Source organism: Streptomyces sp. NPDC001507, from assembly GCF_042894765.1.
Lineage (GTDB): Bacteria > Actinomycetota > Actinomycetes > Streptomycetales > Streptomycetaceae > Streptomyces.
The window spans coordinates 34,103-54,627 of record NZ_JBIAVV010000002.1 but is presented as its reverse complement, the minus strand read 5'-3'; the positions used below and the strand labels follow the sequence as shown (position 1 = coordinate 54,627).

At 72.4% G+C, this 20,525-nt stretch carries 15 protein-coding genes and 1 pseudogene; 5 read left to right on the top strand and 11 right to left on the bottom strand.

The features are described from left to right. Position 1: 1 nt before the first annotated feature. The 9 genes from ACFY0K_RS06465 to ACFY0K_RS06425 are packed head-to-tail and all read right to left on the bottom strand — an operon-like array spanning position 2 to position 13,748. Positions 2-6,268: an SDR family NAD(P)-dependent oxidoreductase gene (locus ACFY0K_RS06465; RefSeq protein WP_390638896.1), complete on the bottom strand. Its 6,267-nt coding sequence runs from the start codon at positions 6,266-6,268 to the stop codon at positions 2-4. Between the two features lie 48 nt (positions 6,269-6,316). Next, positions 6,317-7,177: an ACP S-malonyltransferase gene (fabD, locus tag ACFY0K_RS06460; protein WP_390638895.1), complete on the bottom strand. Its 861-nt coding sequence runs from the start codon at positions 7,175-7,177 to the stop codon at positions 6,317-6,319. Positions 7,178-7,187: 10 nt separating this feature from the next. Beyond that, a complete protein-coding gene (locus tag ACFY0K_RS06455) occupies positions 7,188-8,183 on the bottom strand; it encodes an aldo/keto reductase (protein WP_390638894.1) in 996 nt (331 codons plus the stop codon). Between the two features lie 52 nt (positions 8,184-8,235). Beyond that, on the bottom strand, positions 8,236-9,759 hold the full coding sequence (locus ACFY0K_RS06450; protein WP_390638893.1) for an FAD-dependent monooxygenase: 1,524 nt from the start codon (positions 9,757-9,759) through the stop codon (positions 8,236-8,238). A 34-nt stretch (positions 9,760-9,793) separates the two neighbouring features. After that, positions 9,794-10,498 carry an SDR family oxidoreductase gene (locus ACFY0K_RS06445; RefSeq protein ID WP_390638892.1) on the bottom strand — a complete coding sequence of 235 codons (705 nt, stop codon included), beginning with the start codon at positions 10,496-10,498 and terminating at the stop codon, positions 9,794-9,796. Between the two features lie 37 nt (positions 10,499-10,535). Further along, complete coding sequence (locus ACFY0K_RS06440; protein WP_390638891.1) at positions 10,536-11,771, bottom strand: beta-ketoacyl-[acyl-carrier-protein] synthase family protein; 1,236 nt, start codon at positions 11,769-11,771, stop codon at positions 10,536-10,538. Then, entirely contained in the window at positions 11,768-12,034 is a 267-nt protein-coding gene (locus tag ACFY0K_RS06435) for an acyl carrier protein (protein WP_351493491.1), read from the bottom strand. Before ACFY0K_RS06435 ends, ACFY0K_RS06440 begins: the two co-directional genes overlap by 4 nt. Positions 12,035-12,084: 50 nt before the next feature. Further along, positions 12,085-12,756 carry an HAD family hydrolase gene (locus ACFY0K_RS06430; protein WP_390638890.1) on the bottom strand — a complete coding sequence of 224 codons (672 nt, stop codon included), beginning with the start codon at positions 12,754-12,756 and terminating at the stop codon, positions 12,085-12,087. Further along, positions 12,753-13,748 carry an AfsA-related hotdog domain-containing protein gene (locus tag ACFY0K_RS06425; RefSeq protein WP_390638889.1) on the bottom strand — a complete coding sequence of 332 codons (996 nt, stop codon included), beginning with the start codon at positions 13,746-13,748 and terminating at the stop codon, positions 12,753-12,755. Before ACFY0K_RS06425 ends, ACFY0K_RS06430 begins: the two co-directional genes overlap by 4 nt. A 158-nt stretch (positions 13,749-13,906) precedes the next feature. On the opposite strand from ACFY0K_RS06425, the gene ACFY0K_RS06420 reads away from it, so the two are divergent. Both ACFY0K_RS06420 and ACFY0K_RS06415 read left to right on the top strand, forming a co-directional pair. After that, the gene (locus tag ACFY0K_RS06420) at positions 13,907-14,740 is read left to right on the top strand and encodes a helix-turn-helix transcriptional regulator (protein ID WP_351493498.1); all 834 of its coding nucleotides are present in this window, start codon (positions 13,907-13,909) and stop codon (positions 14,738-14,740) included. 156 nt (positions 14,741-14,896) lie between these two features. Continuing rightward, the gene (locus ACFY0K_RS06415) at positions 14,897-16,456 is read left to right on the top strand and encodes an FAD-binding oxidoreductase (protein ID WP_390638888.1); all 1,560 of its coding nucleotides are present in this window, start codon (positions 14,897-14,899) and stop codon (positions 16,454-16,456) included. Between the two features lie 124 nt (positions 16,457-16,580). On the opposite strand, the gene ACFY0K_RS06410 is transcribed toward ACFY0K_RS06415, so the two are convergent. Then, positions 16,581-17,267, bottom strand: coding sequence for an SDR family oxidoreductase (locus ACFY0K_RS06410; protein ID WP_390638887.1), 687 nt, complete (start codon positions 17,265-17,267; stop codon positions 16,581-16,583). A 211-nt stretch (positions 17,268-17,478) separates the two neighbouring features. Here ACFY0K_RS06410 and ACFY0K_RS06405 point away from each other — a divergent pair, with 211 nt between their 5' ends. From ACFY0K_RS06405 to ACFY0K_RS06395, 3 genes are read left to right on the top strand one after another with little or no spacing between them, the layout of a single operon-like run. After that, positions 17,479-18,504, top strand: coding sequence for a phosphotriesterase (locus ACFY0K_RS06405; RefSeq protein ID WP_390638886.1), 1,026 nt, complete (start codon positions 17,479-17,481; stop codon positions 18,502-18,504). Next, positions 18,494-18,862 (top strand): hypothetical protein, encoded by a 369-nt coding sequence (locus ACFY0K_RS06400; protein WP_390638885.1) that lies wholly within the window; start codon positions 18,494-18,496, stop codon positions 18,860-18,862. The genes ACFY0K_RS06405 and ACFY0K_RS06400 overlap by 11 nt, the downstream gene beginning before the upstream one ends. Then, entirely contained in the window at positions 18,859-19,650 is a 792-nt protein-coding gene (locus ACFY0K_RS06395) for a thioesterase II family protein (RefSeq protein WP_390638884.1), read from the top strand. The genes ACFY0K_RS06400 and ACFY0K_RS06395 overlap by 4 nt, the downstream gene beginning before the upstream one ends. A gap of 45 nt (positions 19,651-19,695) precedes the next feature. On the opposite strand, the pseudogene ACFY0K_RS06390 reads toward ACFY0K_RS06395, so the two are convergent. Beyond that, a pseudogene (locus ACFY0K_RS06390) lies at positions 19,696-20,514 on the bottom strand (helix-turn-helix transcriptional regulator); the annotation flags it as partial. Between the last annotated feature and the right edge of the window lie 11 nt (positions 20,515-20,525).

Genomic DNA, 20,525 nt, shown 5'->3' with positions numbered 1-20,525 from the left:
CTCACTCCGTTCCGGTTGACGTGAGCCCCGCAGCCTGCGCGAGACGCTCGGACAGCGCCGCCGACAGGGCGCGTACGGTGCCGTAGGTCCACAGCAGGGTCGGCGACAACTTCAGTGCGAAGGCTCCTTCGAGGCGGTTGCGGAACTCGAGGCTGAGCAGGGAGTCGAGTCCCAGTTCCTTGAACGGCGCCTCGCGGTCGACGGCCGCGGTCTCCAGGCGCAGGACCCGTCCCGCGAGTTCGCGCACCTGCGCCTCGATCAGCGGCAGGCGCTCCTCGTCGGAGGCTCCGAGCAGTTCCGCGGCGAACCGGCCGGCTCCGGCCGTGCCACCGGCGCGGTTCGTTCCCTCCGCGAGGAGGGTGCTCCAGCTCGCCTTCGCCGCGGTGTCCGGGTAGGAGTCGAGCCACTGGCGTACGTCGAGCCGTACGTAGGACGCCACCTCATGACCGCGGTCCAGGTACCGGGCGAGGGCGTGCCACGCCCCCTCGGTGGTAAGTCCGCCCATGCCGCGTTCGGCGAGCCGGGAGCCGCGGGCGTCCTCGTGTGCGGCCAGGCCCACGTCCGAGAAAGGACCCCACTGCACGCTGAGGGCCGGCATCCCGCGGCGCCTGCGCCGGGCCGCCAGGGCGTCCAGGTAGGCGTTGCCCGCGCTGTAGGCGGCCTGTCCGGCGAGACCGACGAGCGAGGCCACCGAGGAGAACAGCACGAAGAAGTCCAGCGGGTCCTGTTCCGTCGCGGTGTCGAGATGGCGGGCGCCGTCGACCTTCGGGGCGAGGACTCGGGCGAGCTGCCCGGCGTCGAGGGTGCGGATCGTCGCGTCGTCGAGGAGCCCGGCCGCGTGCACGACACCGCGCAGTTCCGGCAGTTCGGCCCGTACCTGCTCAAGGGTGCGGTGGACGGCTTCGGCGTCGGAGACGTCGACACGGTGCGTGTCCACGCGCAGTCCCTTGTCGCGGAGAACCTTGATGCGGGCCTGTGCCTCGGCGCCGGGCGCCGAGCGGCCCAGCAGCACCAGTGCGCCGGCACCCAGGTCGGCCAGGAACTCGGCGAGGGACAGGCCCAGTCCGCCGAGACCGCCGGTGATCAGGTAGGTGGCGTCGGCGCGCAGGCGGCCCTCCCGCAGCGGCTGCGGTGCGACCGCCACGGGGACGTCCGGGTCGGCGGCGAGGACGAACTTGCCGATGTGGCTGCCCTGGGACATGGCCCTCATGGCCTCCGCGGCCCGCGCCATCGGGTAGCGGACGACGGGCAGCGGAGCTATGTCGCCGGCCGACACGACGCTCCAGACCTCCCGCAGGAGGCGGGCGAACCGCTCGGGCCTGCGGTCCATCATGGCGGCGATGTCGACGGAGGCCAGGCTGATGCCCTTCTTGAACGCGGTCAGAGCGACCCGGTGTCCGGAGTAGATGTCGCGCTTGCCGACCTCGACGAACCGGCCGCCCTCGGCCAGTACGTCGAGACCGAGCGGGATGGCCGCTCCGGCAAGGGAGTTGAGGACGACGTCGACACCACGGCCGTCGGTCGCGGCACGCACCTCCTCGGCCCAATCCAGTCCGCGGGAGTCGAAGACGTGGCGGATGCCCAGCTCCCTCAGGTGGTTGCGCTTGTCCGCGGTGCCGGCCGTCGCGATGATCTCGGCGCCGGCCAGCCGGGCGAGCTGTACGGCGGCGAGGCCGAGGCCGCCCGCCGCGGAGTGGATCAGCACGGTCTCGCCCGCCTCCAGCCGGGCCACGTCGTGTAGCGAGTACCAGGCAGTCGTCAGGGCGACGGGGAGGCTGACGGCCTCCTCGTCGCTCCACCGGTCGGGCACCGGCCGCACGTGGTCGGCCCGTACGGTGATGTGCGAGGCGTGCGCGGGCAAAGCGCAGGTGACCACGCGCTGACCCACGGCCGGCTCGGTGACGCCGTGGCCGACGCGGGTGACCACGCCGGCGCACTCGATGCCGAGCAGGTCCGCCCCCCGGGGGTCCGGGAAGGTGCCAAGGGCCTTCATGACGTCGAGGAAGTTCAGCGCGGACGCCGTCACCGCGATCTCCAGTTCGCCGGCGGCCGGTGTGCGCCGGACCAGCGGCTGGAACACCAGGCCCTCCCACAGTCCCGGGCGCTCCGGCACCAGGTGATACGCAGGCTCGGAGCGGGCCCAGGCGGGCGGAGCGCCGGCGGGCCCGGGTTCGCCGTGGGTGAGGCGGCCGGTGAAGCGACGGCCGGCACGCAGCGCCACCTGGTCCTCGGCGTCGTCGACGGTGAGCAGTTCGGCCACGCACTCCTGCGCCCAGCCCTGGTCGGCGCGGGTCACGTCGAGCAGCAGGGAACGCAGCTCGGGGTGCTCCTGGCGCAGGACCCTGCCGAAGCCCCAGTACAGTGCGGAGCCCGCGTCGACCCCGTCGTCGCCGGTCACCGGCTGGGCGCCCGAGGTGACCACGGCGAGCCGCGGCGGCACCGGCCGGGTGGCGCACGCCCGGACCAGCTCGGTGAGTTCGAGCAGGCCGCGGCGCTGCGCGCCGAGGTCGCCGACGGGTGCGAGGAAAGCCACGCCCGCCAGGTCGGCGGCGCCCCGCAGTCGCGCGTACGGCTCGCCGGTCTGCACTGCGTCGATCAGCAGCGGCTCGGGGGCACCGGCGGCGATCAGTGCCTCGCCCAGCTCACGGGCCGCGTCGTCGGCCTCTCCCGCCACGACCGCCCAGGTGCCGGGTGCGGGGTCCACGGCACCCCACGGCTGCTCGACGAAGCCGAATCCGTAGGTGTGCGTGCCGGTCTCGTCGGTGCCGCCGTCGGCTGTCGCGAGCGGCTCCATCACCAGGCCCGTCATGGTCAGCAGCGGGCGGCGCGCGCTGTCGTACAAGTGGAGGTCGACCGCGCCGTCCGCGCGCAGCACCGCGTGGGACCAGACCTCGGTGACCGGTTCGGCGGGGTCCTGGAGCAGCTCGACCCGGTGTACCGACCTGGGCACCACGGTGACGTCCCGCGGGTACAGGGCGAGAGAGACCTGGAGGGCCGCGTCCCACAGGGCGGGGTGCAGGCCGTGCGGACGGGCTCCGGCGCGGCACCGCTCCGGCAGCAGTACGTCGCCCAACGCCTCGCGCCCGTCGATGCGCAGCGAGCGCAGTCCCTGGAACGCCGGACCGTAGTTGAGGCCGCGTGCGGCCTGCTCGGCGTAGAACTCCTCGACGCCGGCCGGTGGCAGGCCGGTCAGCCGCTCGGGGAAGCCGGGGACAGGGTGCCCGGGCGGCGTGGTGTAGAAGACGCGTGACGTCGCGTGGGTCGTCCAGCTCGTCGCGCCCTCCGCGAGCGACAGGAGGGAGTACGTGCCGCCGTCCTTGACGTCCTCCTGCCAGCGCACGGAGAGGCGGCGCGGCTCGTCGGCGAAGGTGAGGTCCTGACGGAAGTCGACGCCGGTGAGGACGCGCGGTGCCGCCCCGGTGCGGGCGCGGGCCGTGTCGAGGGCGAACACCATCATCGCCGTGGCGGGCAGCACGACCGCCTCGTACACCTGGTGGTCCCGCAGCCAGGGCGTGTCGTCGCGGCCCAGTTCCCAGCCGCCTTCCCAGGCGTCCTGCTCGGCCGGGGACGGGGTGAGGACGAAGTCCGTCCCGCCGTTCGGGGTGCCGCGCCGACGGCCCTGCTCCACCCAGTACCGGCGCCGCTGCCACGGATAGCCGGGCACCGCCTCCCAGGAGTCGCGGGGCAGACCGCCGAACGGTTCGAGGCCGGCGACGTAGGCCCTGGCCAGTGCCGTGCCGAGGTCGCGGACGGTGCCGTGGTGGCGGCGCAGGGTGGGCAGAACGCGCGCGGGGTCGCTCTGGGTCTGCGCCAGTTCCTCCAGTGCGGGCACCAGGACGGGGTGACCGGAGACCTCGACGACGTGGGTGACCCCATCGGCGAAGAGCGCCTGCATGGCGTCCGCGAAGGCCACAGGCTGCCGAAGGTTGTCCACCCAGTAGGAGGCGTCCATCTCGGGGCCGTCCAGGACGGCCGTCCGCACCGTGGACATCAGCGGTACGGAGCCGGCCCGGGGCGCGACCGCGGCGAGGGCGGCGAGGAGGTCGTCCTCCAGTTCGTCCATCTGCGGGCTGTGCGAGGCGTAGTCGACGTTGACCAGGCGGCAGAAGACGTCGTCCGCCTCCAGGAGTTCCTTCAAGACGAGGACAGACTCCTTTTCACCCGACAGGACACAGGAGCGCGGACCATTGTTGACGGCGAGGGAGACGGTCTCCTCGAAGCCCTCCAGGGCCGCCAGGGCCCCGGCGACATCCAGGTCCACGGCGAGCATCAGGCCCCGGCCGGAGGTACGGCGCGCGAGGGAGCTGCGCCGGGCCACGATCATCGCGGCGTCGGCGTAGGAGAGGATGCCGGCCACGGTGGCGGCGCCGACCTCGCCCTGGCTGTGGCCGACGACCACGTCGGGCTCCACACCCGCGGCCCGCCACACCTCGGCGAGGGCCACCGACACCGCCCACAGAGTCGGCTGGAGCATGTCGACGCGCTCCAGCCAGCCGTCCCCGGCGTCGCCGGAGACGATGCCGGTCAGGTCCCAGTCGACGTGGGGGGCGAGCGCGTCGGCGCAGCGGTGGATCGTCGCGGCGAACACCGCGTCATGGGCGAACAGCTCGCTCGCCATGCCCGCCCACTGGGTGCCCTGGCCGGGGAAGACGAAGGCGGTGCGACCCGGCTTGCGGGCCCGCCCCGCGACCAGGCCGGGTATCTCCTCCGCCGTGTTCCCGGACTGCCCGGCCTCGGTCTCGGCCTCGGCGAAGCGGGCGAGGAGTTCGACGGCCTCGCGGGCGTCGTCGGCGACGACGGCGACCCGGTCGGCGAAGTGGTCGCGCCGCCGGGCGAGGGTGCCCGCGAACCCGTGCGGGTCACCCGCCGCAGGCAGCGCGGCCGCCGTCCCGCGGGCCCGCTCGGTCAGGGCCTGGCGTCCCTGCGCGGAGAGGAACAGGCTCAGGGTGTCCCGCCGCACGGGCTCTTCGGCAGCGGGCGGCACGGCGGGCGGGGTACGCAGCACGACGTGGGCGTTGGTGCCGCCCCACCCGAAGGAGCTGACGCCCATGTAGTAGTCGGTGTCGCGCGGCAGCGGCAGCGGCTCCCGTACGACGGTGACGTTCAGATCCTCGAAGTCGATCGCCGGGTTGAGGATCCCGGAGTGCAGGCTCGGCGGCACCACCGCGTGCTTCATCGACAGCAGCGCCTTGATGACGCCTGCGAGTCCGGCGGTGGCCTCCAGGTGACCTACGTTCGACTTGACCGACCCGATCGGCAGGGGGCCGCTGCCGGGCCGGCGGACCTGGCCGAGGACGCGGCCGATGGCGGTGGCCTCGACCGGGTCGCCACGACCGGTGCCGGTGCCGTGCGCCTCGACGTAGGCGACCTCGTCGGGGGAGACGGCAGCGCTCGTCCAGGCCTGTCGCAGCAGGTCCTCCTGGCCGGCCGGGTCCGGGGTGACCAGGCTCTCGCCACCGCCGTCGTTGTTCACGGCGGAGTGCGCGATGACGCCGTGGATCCGGTCGCCGTCGCGCAGGGCACGCTCCAGCGTCTTGACGTACAGGGCCGCGACGCCCTCGCCGCGCACATATCCGTCGGCCGACGCGGAGAACGCCTGGCAGCGCCCGCTCTCCGACAGGCCGCCGAAGTGGCTGAGGCCCACGGTGAGGTCGGGGGCGAGCATCAGGTTGGTGCCGCCGACGACGGCCGCCTCGATCTCGCCCGCCCACAGCGCCTGGGCCGCGAGGTGCAGGGCGACGAGGGATGCCGAGCAGCCCGTCTCCACGGTGAGGCTGGGGCCGCGCAGGCCCAGGAAGTAGGAGAGCCGGGTGGCGATCATGTCGTTGGCGTTGCCGAACGCGCTGTGCGGCGTGGCCGGTGCGCCGCGGTCCTTGCGCAGCACCTCGTAGTCGTGCCAGAGCGCGCCGACGTACACCCCCGTGCGGGAGCCCGCGAGGTCGACGGCCCGGATGCCGGCGTCCTCCAGGGCCCGCCAACCGGTCTCCAGCATCAGCCGCTGCTGCGGGTCGATGCTGGCTGCCTCGCGCGGGGAGATGCCGAAGAAGGTGGGGTCGAAGTCCTGCACCCCGTCGATGAACCCGCCCACGGACTGCACGGGCACCTCGGGGTCGAGCGGTTGCGAGGTGTCCCACCGGTCCTCGGGCACGGGCCGGATGGCGTCACCGCGCTCCATGAGGAGCTTCCAGAAACTGTCCAGGTCGGGGGCGGAGGGGAAACGCCCCGCCATGCCGACCACGGCGAGCGGGGAGTGTGGTGCGTCGGTCACGAAGTTCTCCCGGTGATCAGGTGGGTGCGTTCGGCCGTACGACGGCGGCTACAGCGACGCCGTCACGGACCGGCGGATGCGCTGCACCATTCCGGTCAAGGTGGTTCCGGGCCCGAGTTCCACGAAGGTGAACTCGTCGTCGGCTGCGTCGAGGAGACGTTCGACGCTCTCCCGCCACAGCACGGGCCCGGTGAGCTGGGCGACAAGCGCGTCGGCCACCCGGCCCGGCTCGTGGGGCAGTGCGGTGGCGTTGGCGAGGACGGGGACGCGCGGGGCGGCGAGTTCGATCCGGGCGAGTTCCGCGGCGAAGCCCTGGGCCGCGTGTCGCATGTAGCGGGAGTGGAAGGGCCCGCTCACATTGAGCCGTACGCACTTCACGTCGGCCTCGGCCGCCATGTCGACGAGCCGGTCGACAGCCTCCTCCGGGCCGGCGAGCGCCACCTGGCCCGGCGCGTTGTGCAGTGCGACGTCGAGCGCGGTCAGTTCGCTGCGCTCCAGCAGGTCACTGACCTCGGGCAGGTCGAGGCCCAGCAGTGCGGCCATGGTGCCCGGGATGCTGTCGGCCATGAGCTCGCCGCGCCGCCGTACCAGGCGCAGCCCCGTGGCGAAGTCGAAGACACCGGCCGCGAAGAGTGCCGCGTACTCTCCGACGCTGTGGCCCACCAGTACGTCGGGCTCCACATGGTCCCGCCGGTGCCGCAGCCAGGCCAGCGCCTCGACCACGTAGAGGGCGGGCTGGGCGAACCGGGTGCCGCGCAGCTCTCCCTGCGGATCCTCCAGGCAGAGTCGCTCGATGGAATACCCGAGCACCTCGTCGGCCTGCGTGACCAACTCCGGGAACTCGGCGAACAGTTCATGTCCCATGCCCTTGGACTGCGCGCCCTGGCCGGGAAATCCGATCACCAGCATCACGGGCCCCCTACCGGTCCACGGTGGAGAGCATCGGCGCGTGGAAGCGGTCGCCGGCGAAGGCGCCCTCCGGGGCCAGCTCGTCCAGTTCGGCCAGGGTCCGCGCGTCGAGGACGATGTCGGCCGCGGCCCGGTTCTCGTCCAGTTGCCCGCGGTTCATCGCGCCGGGGATCGGCACTGCGCCCTGCGCGATGATCCACGCCAGGGCCAGCTGAGCGAGCGTCAGACCGCGGTCCCGGGCGAACCCGGCGAGCCGGTCGGCCAGCCGGAGGTTGTGGGTCAGGGCATCCCGCCCGAACCGCGGCAGCACGCTGCGGATGTCGTCGTCCGGGAACTCGGTCGCCGGGAGCTTGCCGGTCAGCAGCCCGCGGCTGAGCGGCCCCCAGGCGACGAACCCGATGCCCAGTTCCCGGCAGACCGGCAGCAGAGTGCGCTGCGGCTCCCGCGTGGACAGCGAGAACTCCGACTGGAGCGCCGCCATCGGGTGGGTGGCGTGCGCACGGCGCAGGCTGTCCTCGCCGGCCTCGGAGATGCCCAGCAGCCGTGCCTTGCCCGCGGCGGCCAGCTCGGCCATGGTGCCGATCGACTCCTCCACCGGCACCTCGGGGTCCACCCGGTGCAGGTACAGCAGGTCGACGTGGTCGGTGCCGAGGCGCGAGAGACTCTCGTCGACGGCCACGCGGATACGGTCGGGTGTGCCGTCGATCCGTACGCCCGTGTCGGTGCGCTCCAGGCCGCACTTGGTGGCCAGTGTGACCCGGTCGCGGCCGATGCGGGCGAGCGCCCGGCCGACGATCTGCTCGCTGCGGCCGCCGCCGTACATGTGAGCCGTGTCGATGAAGTCGACGCCGTGGTCGACGGCCCGCTCGATGGTGGCGACGGACTCCTGTTCGTCGGAGGGCCCGTAGAACTCGGCCATGCCCATACAGCCGAGACCGAGCGCGGAGACCTCCAGCTGCTCGCCGAGGGCGACCCGGGGTACGGAGGACGGGGGTGTGGTCGTCATGGTGTGTGCTCTCTCCTTGCGTCAGGGGGCGCCATGCGTCCGACGGGCAGCGTCAGCGCGCCCGGCTCTCGGCGGGTGCGGGCGTGACGAGGGCCAGCAGCCGGGCGCGCAGTGCTTCGGCGGCCGCCCGGTCGGACGGGGCGGCCGCGGCCGCGACCACGCCGTCGGGGCGGACCAGGCACAGGGCCCGGCGCGGTACGCCGAGGGACTGCGCCACGTGCAGCGGGACGGTGACGATCCGCAGCACCTCCGGGTCGGCGTCGACCGGCAGCCCGAGGCCGGGCAGCGCGCCGGCGCCCTCGTCGCCGGCGGCGAGCAGCAGGTGTCCGCCGCCCAGAAGGTCGTACAAGTACTGTCCGCGGCCGGTGACCGGCACGTCGGGAAGACGGGAGCCGGGCCGCAGCCGCCCCGCGGCCGGCCCCTGGACGGGCAGCACCAGGTCCAGCTGGGCCATGCGACGCGGCAGCACCCGCTCGATCACGCCGGTGCGCAGACCCACCGTGATGCCGACGTCCCGCAGCCACCTGCGCCAGCCCTTGAGCAGCCACATCCGGGTCTGCTGGTCGGCCTCCGCAACGACCCCGTGCGCGACGAAGAGCCGCTCCTCCTGCCAGGCGTCCAGCTCGGCCTCGTCCAGCCCGCGCCGGACGACCGCGGCCAGCCGCCAGGCGAGGGAACCGGCGTCCTGGACACCGGTGTTGAGGCCGAGCCCGCCGGCCGGACTGTGGATGTGGGCGGCGTCCCCGGCCAGCAGCACCCGCCCCACCCGCATCCGGTCGGCGAGTTTGCGGTGGATCCGGAAGACCCCGCTGCCCGCCACCTTCACCGAGTCCGCCCGTAGCGGAGAGTTCTCCGCCACCGCGCGCGCCACGGCCGCCTCGGCGTCCTCGACCTCCACTCCGGGCGGCACGCTCGCGAAGAAGCGGTACAGCCCGCCGGGCAGACCGGCCACCACGATCACTCCGGTGCGCCCCATGACGTAGTACGACTCGTCGTGGACGTACTCGGTGTCGTACTCGCCGTCGACCAGGACGAAGGACTGCGGGTAGGTGGCCCCCTCGAAGGAGACCCCGGCGCCCTCGCGGACCGTACTGTGCGCGCCGTCGCAGCCCACCAGCCAGCCGGCTCTGATCTCGGTGCCGTCGGCGAGCCGGGCGGTGACGCCGTCGTCGTCCTGGACGAACGACTCCAGGCGGCTGCCGAACTCGATCCGGCCGCCGTGGCGGCCCACCGTCTCGCGCAGCACCTCCTCGGTCGTGACCTGGGGCAGGGAGACCGGCACCGGGAAGCGGGTGCCCGTCAGCGGACGCATGCGCAATCGGCCGATGTGGCGGTCGCCGGTGTAGTAGTTCGTCGCCGCCAGCTTCACGCCGCGGTCGTACAGCTCCCGGCCGGCGCCGAGCGTGTCGAACACCTCGAAGGAACGCGGCCACAGCGTGATCGCCTTGGAGTGCGGACTGGCCCGCTCGGCTCGGTCGATGACGCGCACCCGCACGCCCCGGCTCAGCAGCCCGGCCGCGAGGGTGAGCCCCGTCGGGCCCGCCCCGACGATCAGTACGTCGGTCTTCTCGCTCACAGCTCACCTCGTAGGTCTCGTAGGCTCACGTGCATCACGCCCCCATCGCGAAGCCGCCGCTGACCGGGACGACGGCGCCCGTCACGAAGCGGGCCTCGTCCCCGGCGAGGAAGCGCACGACCGCGGCGACGTCCTCGGGGGCGCCCATCCGCCCCAGGGCGCTGGCGCCGAGCACCCAGTCGAGGCGTGCCGGATCGACGGCGGCGCTCATGTCGGTCTCGACGGGCCCGGGGGCCACCACGTTGGACGTGATGCCGCGGCTGCCCAGCTCCCAGGCCAGGGACCGGGCGAAGCCGACGAGCCCGGCCTTGGAGGCCGCGTAGTTGGCCTGTCCGGCGCCGCCCATGGCGGCCACGGCCGAGGACACGAACAGCAGCCGCCCCCAGCGTTGTTCGAGCATGGAGCGGGCGGCGCGACGGGCCATCCGGAAGGCGCCCACCAGGTTGGTGTCCACGACGTCGAGGAAGTCGTCGTCGTCCATCGCCAGGACCAAGCCGTCGCGGGTGGTGCCGGCGTTGGCGACCATCACCTCGACGGTGCCCTGCTCCCGCTCGACGGTGTCGAAGGCCGCCTCGACGCTCTTGGTGTCGGTGACGTCGCAGGGCACGGCAAGGAAGCCCTCGGGGGGTATGCCGGAGCGATAGGTGACCGCCACCCGGTCTCCGGCCTCGGCGAACGCCCGCGCGACGGCCAGGCCGATCCCGCGGTTGCCGCCGGATATCAGTACGGACCGGCTCATGGAGAGGAGATTCCTTCCCTTGGCAGGACCCGGTGCCTCACGCCCGGGTGAAGGCGACCACGGCGTTCTGGCCGCCGAAGCCGAACGAATGGGTCATCGCCGCCTGCAGGGCCAGCTCGCGCGGCTTGCCGGAGACCACGTCGACGGTGATCGCGGGGTCCTGCTCGACGAGGTTGGCCGTCGGGGGCACCAGGCCGTTCTCCAGCGAGAGGACGGTGTACACGGACTCCAGCGCGCCGGCCGCGCCCAGCGCGTGGCCCACCACGCCCTTGGTGGAGGTGACCGCGGGCGATCCGTAGATCCGGTCGATCACCTGGCTCTCGGCCAGGTCGTTGAGCGGAGTCGACGAGCCGTGCGCGTTGACGTGCCCGATGTCGGCACGGGTGAGGCCCGCGTCCGCCAGCGCCATGCGGATCGCCCGCTCCGCGCCGACACCCTCCGGATCCGGCGCCGTCATGTGGTAGCCGTCCGCCGAGGCCCCGTATCCGGCGACACCCGCGCGGACCCGCGCGCCTCGCGCCCGGGCGTCCTCGGCGCGCTCCAGGACCAGCACTCCGGCACCCTCGGCGGGGACCATGCCGTCCCGGCCCACGTCGAACGGACGGCACGCGCCGGCCGGATCGTCGGTCCGCCGCGACATCGCGCCCATCTGGACCAGGCCGCTGATCACCAGCCCCGTCAGGGGAGCCTCCGCGCCGCCCGCCAGCACCACGTCACACAGTCCGGCCTGAAGCAACTGGCGCGCGGTGCCGATCGCGGCCGGGCCCGCGGCACAGGCCGTGTTGACCACCATGTTGGGGCCGTACGCGTGGAGCGCCGCCGCCAGGTAACCGGCCAGGAGGTTCATCGGGGCGGTCACGCCGAACAGCGGGGACACCCACTCGTGGCCCTCCTCGACGTACCGCAGGTGCTCGGCCTCGTAGCTGTGCGCGGCGCCGATCGAGGTGCCCATGACGATGCCGACGCGGGCACCGTTCCAGTCCAGGGGGTCGAATCCGGCGTCGGCGCACGCCTCCTTGGCCGCGGCCAGACCGAGCTGGGTGGTCCGGTCGGTGCGCCGGGCCTCCTGGGCGCCGACCACGTCGGCGGGCACGAAGCCGGGCACCCGGCAGGTGATGTTCACCGGCAGATCGGGCAGGCCGGGGTCGGGGGCCGCGGTGGAGACGCCCGCGCAGACGCGGTCCCAGTTCTCCGGCACCCCGACACCGGCCGCGGACACCGCGCCGAGGCCGGTCACGACCACGTCGGGGCGCCGGCCGGCGGCGCCGGTCACGAGGCCGCCGCTTCGAGCTCGCCCAGCTTCTGACGGGTCAGGTCCGCCACGTCGGTGACGGTGAACTCCACGCCGATCTCACCGGCGATGAACTGCACCCCGTACTTCTTCTTGATGGTGAGGCTGAGCTCCACGCCGCCCAGGGAGTCGAGCCCGAGGCTCTTGAGGGTGGCCTGCTCGGTGAGCTTCGCCTCGGGCACGTCGAAACGCGTCCGGAGCATCTCCAGGACGAACAGCTCGATCTCGTTGTTCTCTGCGGTCATCGCACGTCACCTCTCTGGAAGTTGGCCGGATCGCGGGGCGGTCGCCGCCGTCACGCGCGCCCGGTGCCGGTCAGCCACGCCACCTCGGCGACGGCTTCCGGGGTGTCCTTGAACTCGACCGCCCGCCAACCCGCGGCGACGGCCCCTGCGCAGTTGGCCGGCAGGTCGTCGACGAGCAGACAGGCCTCGGGCGGTACGCCCGCGACGGCGGCCGCGTGATCGAAGATCTCGCGCATGGGTTTGCGCACGCCCACCTGGTACGACATCACCAGCGCGTCGAAGACGCCGTCCGGCGGCACCATGGCCCGCCAGTGCCGCTCCCAGGTCGGGACCATGTTGGACAGCAGGCCGACGAAGACGCCGTGCGCCCTGATGTCCCGCAGGTGCGCCACCCACGCGGAATTGGCGGGACGGCCGCCGAACCAGGCTTCGCCCGGGTCGCCGAGGTCTGCGTGCAGCCCGAACTCCCCGGCCAGCACCTTCTCGACCCGGCGCGCCCACTCTGTCTCCGTGATCAGCGGGGTGTCCAGGAGCTCCATCGAGTCGCTCGCACCGGCGTCCTCGGTGACCCGTGCGATGGCCTTCTGGAGCAGGTCCCGCGGGACGCCGACCCGCTCGGCGAACACCCGCATGCTGTCCCGGACAGGCTGCGTGCAGACGCCCCCGAAGTCGGTCCACACGGCCCGCACCGGCGGTTCCTGTCGTTCGTGGCGTGTCGTCATGCGGCCACCGCCTGCCGGGCCGGGACACGGTCGGAGGTGTGGAGTTCGGCCCTCACGGCGATCTCGGTGAGGACGGCGCCGTGCTGCTGGAACACCACGTCTGCCGTGATCGGTCCGTCGCCGGCCGCCGGGGGCCGCTCGGTGATCGTCGCCGTGACTGCCACGTCGGCGTCCACTTCGGCGAAGCGGACGTAGTCGGCCGCCAGCCCGGTGATCCGTACCTCGGCGCCGTCCGCCCCGTCGAGCCGTACCGCCAGTGTCGTGGCCTGTGCGGCCGCCTCCAGCAGGGCCATCGCCGGGTAGTGGTCCAGCGGGTGGTCGAAGATCGTCGTGTGCCGGCCGGAGACCCACAGCCGGGCGGCCAGGCCGTCCGCGGTGCCGTGGGCATCGACCAGCAGAACGTTGCGGGGGTCGCGTCGCTCCACCAGACGGGGGGCGACCGGCACCCCGGCGGGTTCGGCACCGAGGGCCGAGGACAGCGGCACCTGCCCACCCCGGCGGCCCTGGCGCAGCAGCCCGTACTCCTCACGGTCCAGATAGCGCCCCTCGCCCTCCATCACGCCGATCCGCTCGCCGGCGATCGACAGGTCGAGGCGGGTGCGGACGCTGCGCAGCAGACCGCCGCGGAAGGAAGGCAGAGAGTGCACCTCAAGGATCAACTGGCCTGGGCTGTCGCCCACTTCCAGGATGTCGGTGCGCTCCAACTCGATGGAGGTGGCGGCGGCCAGGAACACCCAGTCGCGCGCCACCCCGTACTGGGTGTGTGCCACGTAGGTGCCGGCCTGACGGCAGCACTCCGTCAGCAGCAGCGCGTCGTACCGTGCCGCAGGTGCGCGCTGGTCGAGGAAATAAGGGTGGGACAGCGGGAGTTGGGCGCCGATAACGCAGGTGTCGCGGTCGATCGGCACCAGGTCGGTGAGAAACACTTCGTTCACCGCGTGCCGATGGACCAGGAGGCGATCGACGGTTTGCTGGAAGGAGAGGTCCTCCATCGGTCCGGCCCTTCGGTCGGCGCGTTGTGCGCGGTCGGTTGGAACCGAGGAGAGAGTGACCCAGAGGTCGTGACGGCACCGTCATCGCCCCGTCATGCCGGTCCCGACCCGGCCACCGTTTAGGCTGGTCGGCGGGCAGGAAAGAAGAGGGGGATCAGGTGAGCACGCAGGAACAGCGGCGCGAGCTGGCGCAGTTCATCCGCAGTCGCCGCGAGCGACGCAAGCCCCAGGACGCCGGGCTGCCAGTCGTCGGCCACCGGCGCACACCGGGGCTGCGGCGCGAGGAGGTCGCCACGCTCGCGGGCCTCAGCATCACCTGGTACACGTGGCTGGAGCAGGCACGGGAGATCCGGGTCTCCCGACAGGTGCTCGGCAGCCTCGCGAACGCACTGGGCCTGGACCCGGTCGAGCGCGACCACCTGTTCCGGCTGGCCGGCGAGGTGCCCCCGGGCAACGCCCCGCCGCGCCCCGAACTCCCCATGCAGTACGAACTGTTACTCACCCACCTGAACCCGAATCCGGCGTTCATCGTGAACCGGCGCTTCGACATCCTGGCCTGGAACCAGGGCTGCGAGCTGCTCTACGGCGATCTGGGCGCACTCCCCGACGAGCGCCGCAACGTCCTGTGGGTCACCTTCACCTCCCCGGCGGTGCGGGCGATGTCGGAGAACTGGGAGGAGGAGGCCTCGCACACCCTCGCCCTGTTCCGCACCCAGGTCGGCGAGCGCATCCTCGACCCTGATGTCGTCGAACTCCTCAGCGCCCTGGAGGAGTCCAGCCCCGACTTCACCCGGCTGTGGGAGCTCAAGGAGCTGGCCCCGTTCGTCCCCAAGCCGCGCACCGTCAACCATCCGCGGCTCGGTGTGATCGAGCTGGAGTACATCAAGATGCATGTCGCGGACGACGACAAGACCCTGGTGTCGTATCTCGTCAAGCCAGGATCGGACCTGGAACGACGCCTGGGCGAGCTGCTGCGGGAACGCGAGGGCTGAGTCGCCCCCGACGTCGCCACTGGCGCGGCTCTGGCGGGGCTGCGCCGTGCTTCTGGAGCCCTTCGCCACACTCGGGTCCGTCCCTGATCCCTCCCGGTCCGAGACGTGCGGCGGACCGCCGGGGCGGACCGGCCGCACGATGGGTGTGCTGCACACATGGCCGGAATCCTGGACGGCACGACCGTCCCGAACGCCTCCGAGTTCCCGCACGGTCACCGGGCCCCCGCGCGGGTCACCGTCACCCCGGACGATCCCCGCTACGACTACCTCGGCGCCCGCGGCCTGAACCGCCGGCTGTCCTCCCGCCCCGAGGTGATCCACCAGGTGTTCACGGCCCGGCAGGTGGAACAGGCCGTGGCCGACTCCGTCGCCACCGGCCGGCGTATCGCCGTGCGCAGTGGCGGGCACTGCCTGGACTCCCTGGTGGACCGGCCCGACGTCACCTCCCTCATTGACGTCTCCCTTCTGAACTCCGTGTACTACGACCCCGAGCACGCCGCCTTCTCCGTCGACGCCGGTGCCCAGCTCGGTGACGTCTACAAGCAGCTCTATCTCGGCCACGGCGTGGTGATACCCGGCGGTACCTGCCCGACCGTGGGCATCGCGGGGTACACACAGGGCGGCGGCTTCGGCGCGCTCTGTCGCGAGCAGGGACTTATCGTCGATCATCTCCACGGCGTCGAGGTGGTGGTGGTGGACGACGCGGGGCGTACCCGTACGGTCCTGGCCACTCGCGAGTCCGGCGATCCGCACCGGGATCTGTGGTGGGGTCACACCGGCGCGGGCGGCGGCAACTTCGGGGTGGTGACCCGGTTCCTCTTCCGGTCGCCGCATGCCTCGGGCAACGATCCGGCAAGCGCGCTGCCGAAGCCGCCCGGCAGCAGCCTGGTGGCCACCGTCCGCTGGTCCTGGGACGGCATGACCGAGGCGGACTTCACGCGGCTCGTCGACAACCACGGCGCCTGGCACGCCGAGCACAGCGCGGACGGCTCCCCCTACGCCGGCCTGTACACCTCGCTCGTCCTGTCGTCCCGGGCCGCCGGCACCCTGTCACTGGTGGCGGAGACGGACGGCTCCGCACCGAACGCCACCGGCCTGATGAACGCCTATCTGGACGCGGTGAACGCGGGTGTACGGGCGCCGCACACGGTCGACCGCAGGACCATGCCGTGGATCACGGCCGTCTACTCGGACCTGTTCGGCAGCGTCTCCTTGACCGACAACCGCTACAAGGGCAAGGGCGCCTATCTGCGCCGACCGTACACAGCCGATCAGGTCGCCGTCATGTACCGGCATCTGACGGATCCGGCCTTCCCGGGGCGGGGTGCGGTGAACCTCCTGTCGTACGGCGGACGCGTCAACGCGGTGGACCCCGCCGCCACCGCCGTGGCCCAGCGCGACTCAATCCTGAAGGCCTACACCGGCGCGGCCTGGTCTGACCCGGCGCGGGACGAGGAGCACCTCGCCTGGGTGCGGGGGATCTACCGGGACATGCACGCGGCGACCGGAGGGGTGCCGGTGCCGGACGGGGCCACCGACGGCTCGTACATCAACTATCCGGACACCGACCTGGCCGACCCCGCCTGGAACACCTCGGGCGTGCCGTGGCAGACCCTGTACTTCAAGGACAACTACCCGCGGCTCCAGCGGGTCAAGGCCGCGTACGACCCCGGGAACGTCTTCCGGCACCCGCTGTCGGTCCGGCTGCCGGACTGAGGCCGCACCCGGACAGCACCGCGCCCCACCGGATCTGGTCCGGTGGGGCGCGGTCGGGCCCGGGGGATGGCCCGGCTGACCCGGAGCCGGGCCTGCCGGGCCCGGCTCCCGGAGCGGTAAGTGGTCAGGCGACCGTGAAGCCGCCGTCGACCGGGAGGACCGTGCCGGTCACGTACTCCGCGCCGACGAGGTAGGCGATCGCGTCGGCCACCTCGCCGGGCTTGCCGACCCGCTTGATCGGCAGGTCCTGCGCCATCGCGGTGAACTGGCCCGCACGCGCCTCCTCGGGCACGAACGACCACCAGGGCGTGTCCACGGCGCCCGGCGCGACGGCGTTGACGCGGACCGGAGCCAGCTCGGCCGCCAGCGGTGAGACGATCCGCTCGATCGCTCCGTTGACCGCGGCGAACGTCACGGTGCCCGGGGCGGCGGAGCGCGCGGTGGCCGCAGACACGAACGTGACGGAGCCGGTGACCTGCGCCTTCTGGACGGCGGACAGGTAGGCGAACAGCTTGCCGTCGAACGCGGACCTGATGTCCGCGAGTTTCAGGCCGGCCAGCGGGCCGAGGCCCAGCGCCCCCGGGCTGAAGGCGAGCACCAGGTGGTCGAAGGAGCCGACCCGCTCGAAGAACTCGGCAACGGCCTGCTCGTCGGTGCCGTCCACCTGCTCGGCGACGCTCACCCGGTCCTTGACCGCGGCCAGCTTCTCGGCGTCGCGCCCGGTGACGATCACCTCGGCGCCGGCCGCCGTCAGCTTCTCCGCCGTCGCCAGGCCGATACCCGACGTACCGCCCAAGATCACAACACGCATCAATGCCTCCAGTTATTCCTGCTTGCACCACCGATCGTGAGGCCCCGTCAGACAGCCTTCCAGATGCGCGTTGTGCTGGTGGCAGCGCTACCAGGCAGACCGGGATCACGCCGATACTGTTGGTTTCGGTACCAGAAAGCAGAACACCAGGAGCTTAAATACCCCGAGGACCGCCTTGCGTGGCTTTCTCCGCCACCCCTAGCATTTTTCCATGCCTGCCAAAGATACCCGTACCACATCATCCGACCGGATATCCACAGTTCGTGGCGATATTGACGCGGACGCGTTGGGCATGACACTGACGCACGAGCACCTCTTCGTCTGGAACCCGGAATTCCATCGGAACTTCCCCGCACTGTGGGACTCGGCGGCCGGGGTCGAGCGGGCCGCACAGCAGCTGGAAAGCGCCTATGAGCTGGGCATCCGCACCATCGTCGATCTGACGGTGCTCGGCCAGGGCCGCGATCCGCAGCTCATCGCACAGGTCGCAGAGAAAACCCGGGTCAATATCGTCCTGGCCACCGGAATATACGCTCTTGACGGCCTTCCGCAGATCGTGCGCTATCGCGGCCCAGGAGAAATTCTCGACATGCCCGATCCGCTGGTCGATCTACTGGAGTCCGACATCCGCGACGGTATCGCGGGAACCAAATCGAAGGCTTCCCTGGTGAAATTCGCCTGCGAGGACCAGGAGCCCGGGCCGACACTGCGCAGGGTGGCGGCCGCGGTGGCCGAAGTGCACCGCCGTACCGGAGTGCCCGTCGTCGTCCACACCGACCCGGAGCGGCCCAACGCCCTGCTCGCACTCGACCTGCTCGGCAAACACGGGGTCGACGCCGGCGACGTGGTCCTCGCCCACGCGGGCGACATCGCCGACACCGGTTACCTGCGCGAGGTCGCCGGCTCCGGCGCCTACATCGGGTGCGATCGCTTCGGCATGGTCATGGTCCCGGAGGAACAACGCGTCTCCAACGTGCTCGAACTGGTCGCCCGAGGCCATTTGCGCCAGTTGCTGCTGTCGCACGACTGCGCCTCGTTCATCGACCACTTCCCCGAGGAGGTCCGGCAGTCGATGATGCCGGACTGGTCCTACGACCATCTCCCGCTGCGGGTGATCCCCGCGCTGCGCCGGGCAGGCCTCACCGACGGCGAGCTCACCGCCCTCTTCGAGGACAACCCCCGACGGCTGCTCACCGGCCGCGGACCCGCGGACCCGGAGGCACCCCATGCGGGATGAACCGCAGCCGGAGGAACCCTGGTCGGCTCTCGAACCCTGGGAGGCCGTGGGCGCCCGCCTGATCGTGGACGAGCCCACGGTCAAGTGCTGGATCGAGGAGGTTCCCCCGGGCGAGAGCCGCCCCCCGCACACTCACCGGCATCCCTGGCTCACCGTGGTCCTCGCGGGCGCCGACGGCGAGTCCCGTACCCCCGACGGCACACTCATCGCCACCGGGACGGCGGTCGAGGGCACCGTTCAGTTCAACCGGCAGCAGCTCCCGTTCTCGCACTTCATGACCAACACCTCAGACCGGCCCCTGAAGCTGGTCGCCATCGAACTGCGCACCGCCACAACCGCCGCGGAGGGCGACCGATGAACCTGCACGGCACCGTCCCGGGCACTCCCTCCTGGCTCACCGAACTGCACCGGCCCGCCGGGCGGCCGCGGCACCGGATCGTGGTCTTCCCGCACGCCGGTGCCGGGCCGCACGCGCTCGGCGGACTCGTGGACCTGCTGCCCGCCGGCGCCGAAGTGCTCGCAGTCTCCCTGCCGGGCCGGGAGCGTCGGCTCGCGGAGACGCCCGAGACCACCCTGACCAGGGTGCTGACAGCCCTCGCCACGGAACTCGCGACGCATGAACCCCTCCCGACCACGGCGTTCGGGTGCAGCGTCGGCGCTCTGCTGGCGGTGCGGGCCGCGCACCGGCTGCCCGCGCTGTTCGACGGCGTCGTGGCCGCGTCCCAGGCGCCCGGCCCCGGCCCCCGCTGGCCCCTGCACGTCACCGGCGACCAGGACCTGCTCACCGTCCTGGGCCAGGCCGGCGACGTCCCCGAGACGATCCTCGCCGACCCGGACATCAGGTCGTCCGTACTGCTGAGACTGCGTGCGGACATCCGGCTCGGAGCGGAGGCGGAGCAGGACTTCGCCGACGTACGTCTGTCCGTGCCGCTCACCGTGCTCGGCGGGCTGAGCGATCCGCTGGTCCCGGCGCACACCTTGTCAGGATGGGCGGAGCACAGCGGTGCCCACTGCCGGGTGGTACTGCTCACCGGCGGGCACTTCGCCTTTCTCGCGGCGGACCACCACCGGATCGTGTCGGCCGTGCTCGGCGACCATCTCGCCGCCGTGTCGGCGCGGGGCGCCGCCGAGGCCGACGCCGCCTGAATCGACCTCCTCCAGGAGGGCCGTCTCCTCCAGGAGTGCGGACAGCCGCTCCGCGAGGTCGGAGCCCGGCGGAGCCAGCGACGCGATCACCGTGGCCTCGCCGCCGTCCGAGATCGCGAGTTCCATCGTCTCCAGCTCGATACGGCCGAGCCGGGGGTGCAGGATCGGCCGGCGCCGGGGCCGGGCGGGCGCCACGGCCATGGCTCGCCACAGCCTGCGGAAGTCCGCGCTGGCCTCCTCCAAACGGCGCACCAGGGCCCGGGTGGCCGGCTCGGTGACCCGGTCACCGAGCCGGTCGCGGAACTGCCCGAGGATGGCGGCCGCCTCCGCCTCCCACTCCGGGGAGAGCGCCCTGAACCGGGGATCCATGAAGGCCAGCCACAGCAGGTTGCGGTCGCCGTCCGGCAGCCTGCCCAGGTGCCCGAAGAGCGACTGGTAGCCCCGGTTCCAGGCGATGACGTCCAGGCGCCGGTTGGTCAGGACCGCCGGACTGGGGTCGAGCTGCGCCAGCAGAATGCGGTGCGGTGCCCCGCACTCGCTCGCCCACGCCGTGTCACGGGCCGGCGGCACATGACCCGCAAGCCGGAAGAGATGGGCCCGCTCCGCCGGGTCCAGCCCGAGGACCCCGCTCAGCCGTGCGAGCACACCCCGCGACACCCCGATCTCCCGCGCCTGCTCAAGCCAGGTGTACCAGGTCGCGCTGATACCGGCGAGGGTGGCGACCTCCTCACGGCGCAGGCCCGGTGTGCGGCGCTGGCCGAGGGCACTGATCCCGACGTCCGCAGGCTGCCGCCGGGCCCGCCGGTTACGCAGGAACTCCGCCAGCTCGCCGCGGGCCGACCCGGCGGACCGCACCCTGTCCATGGTGTCCAAGG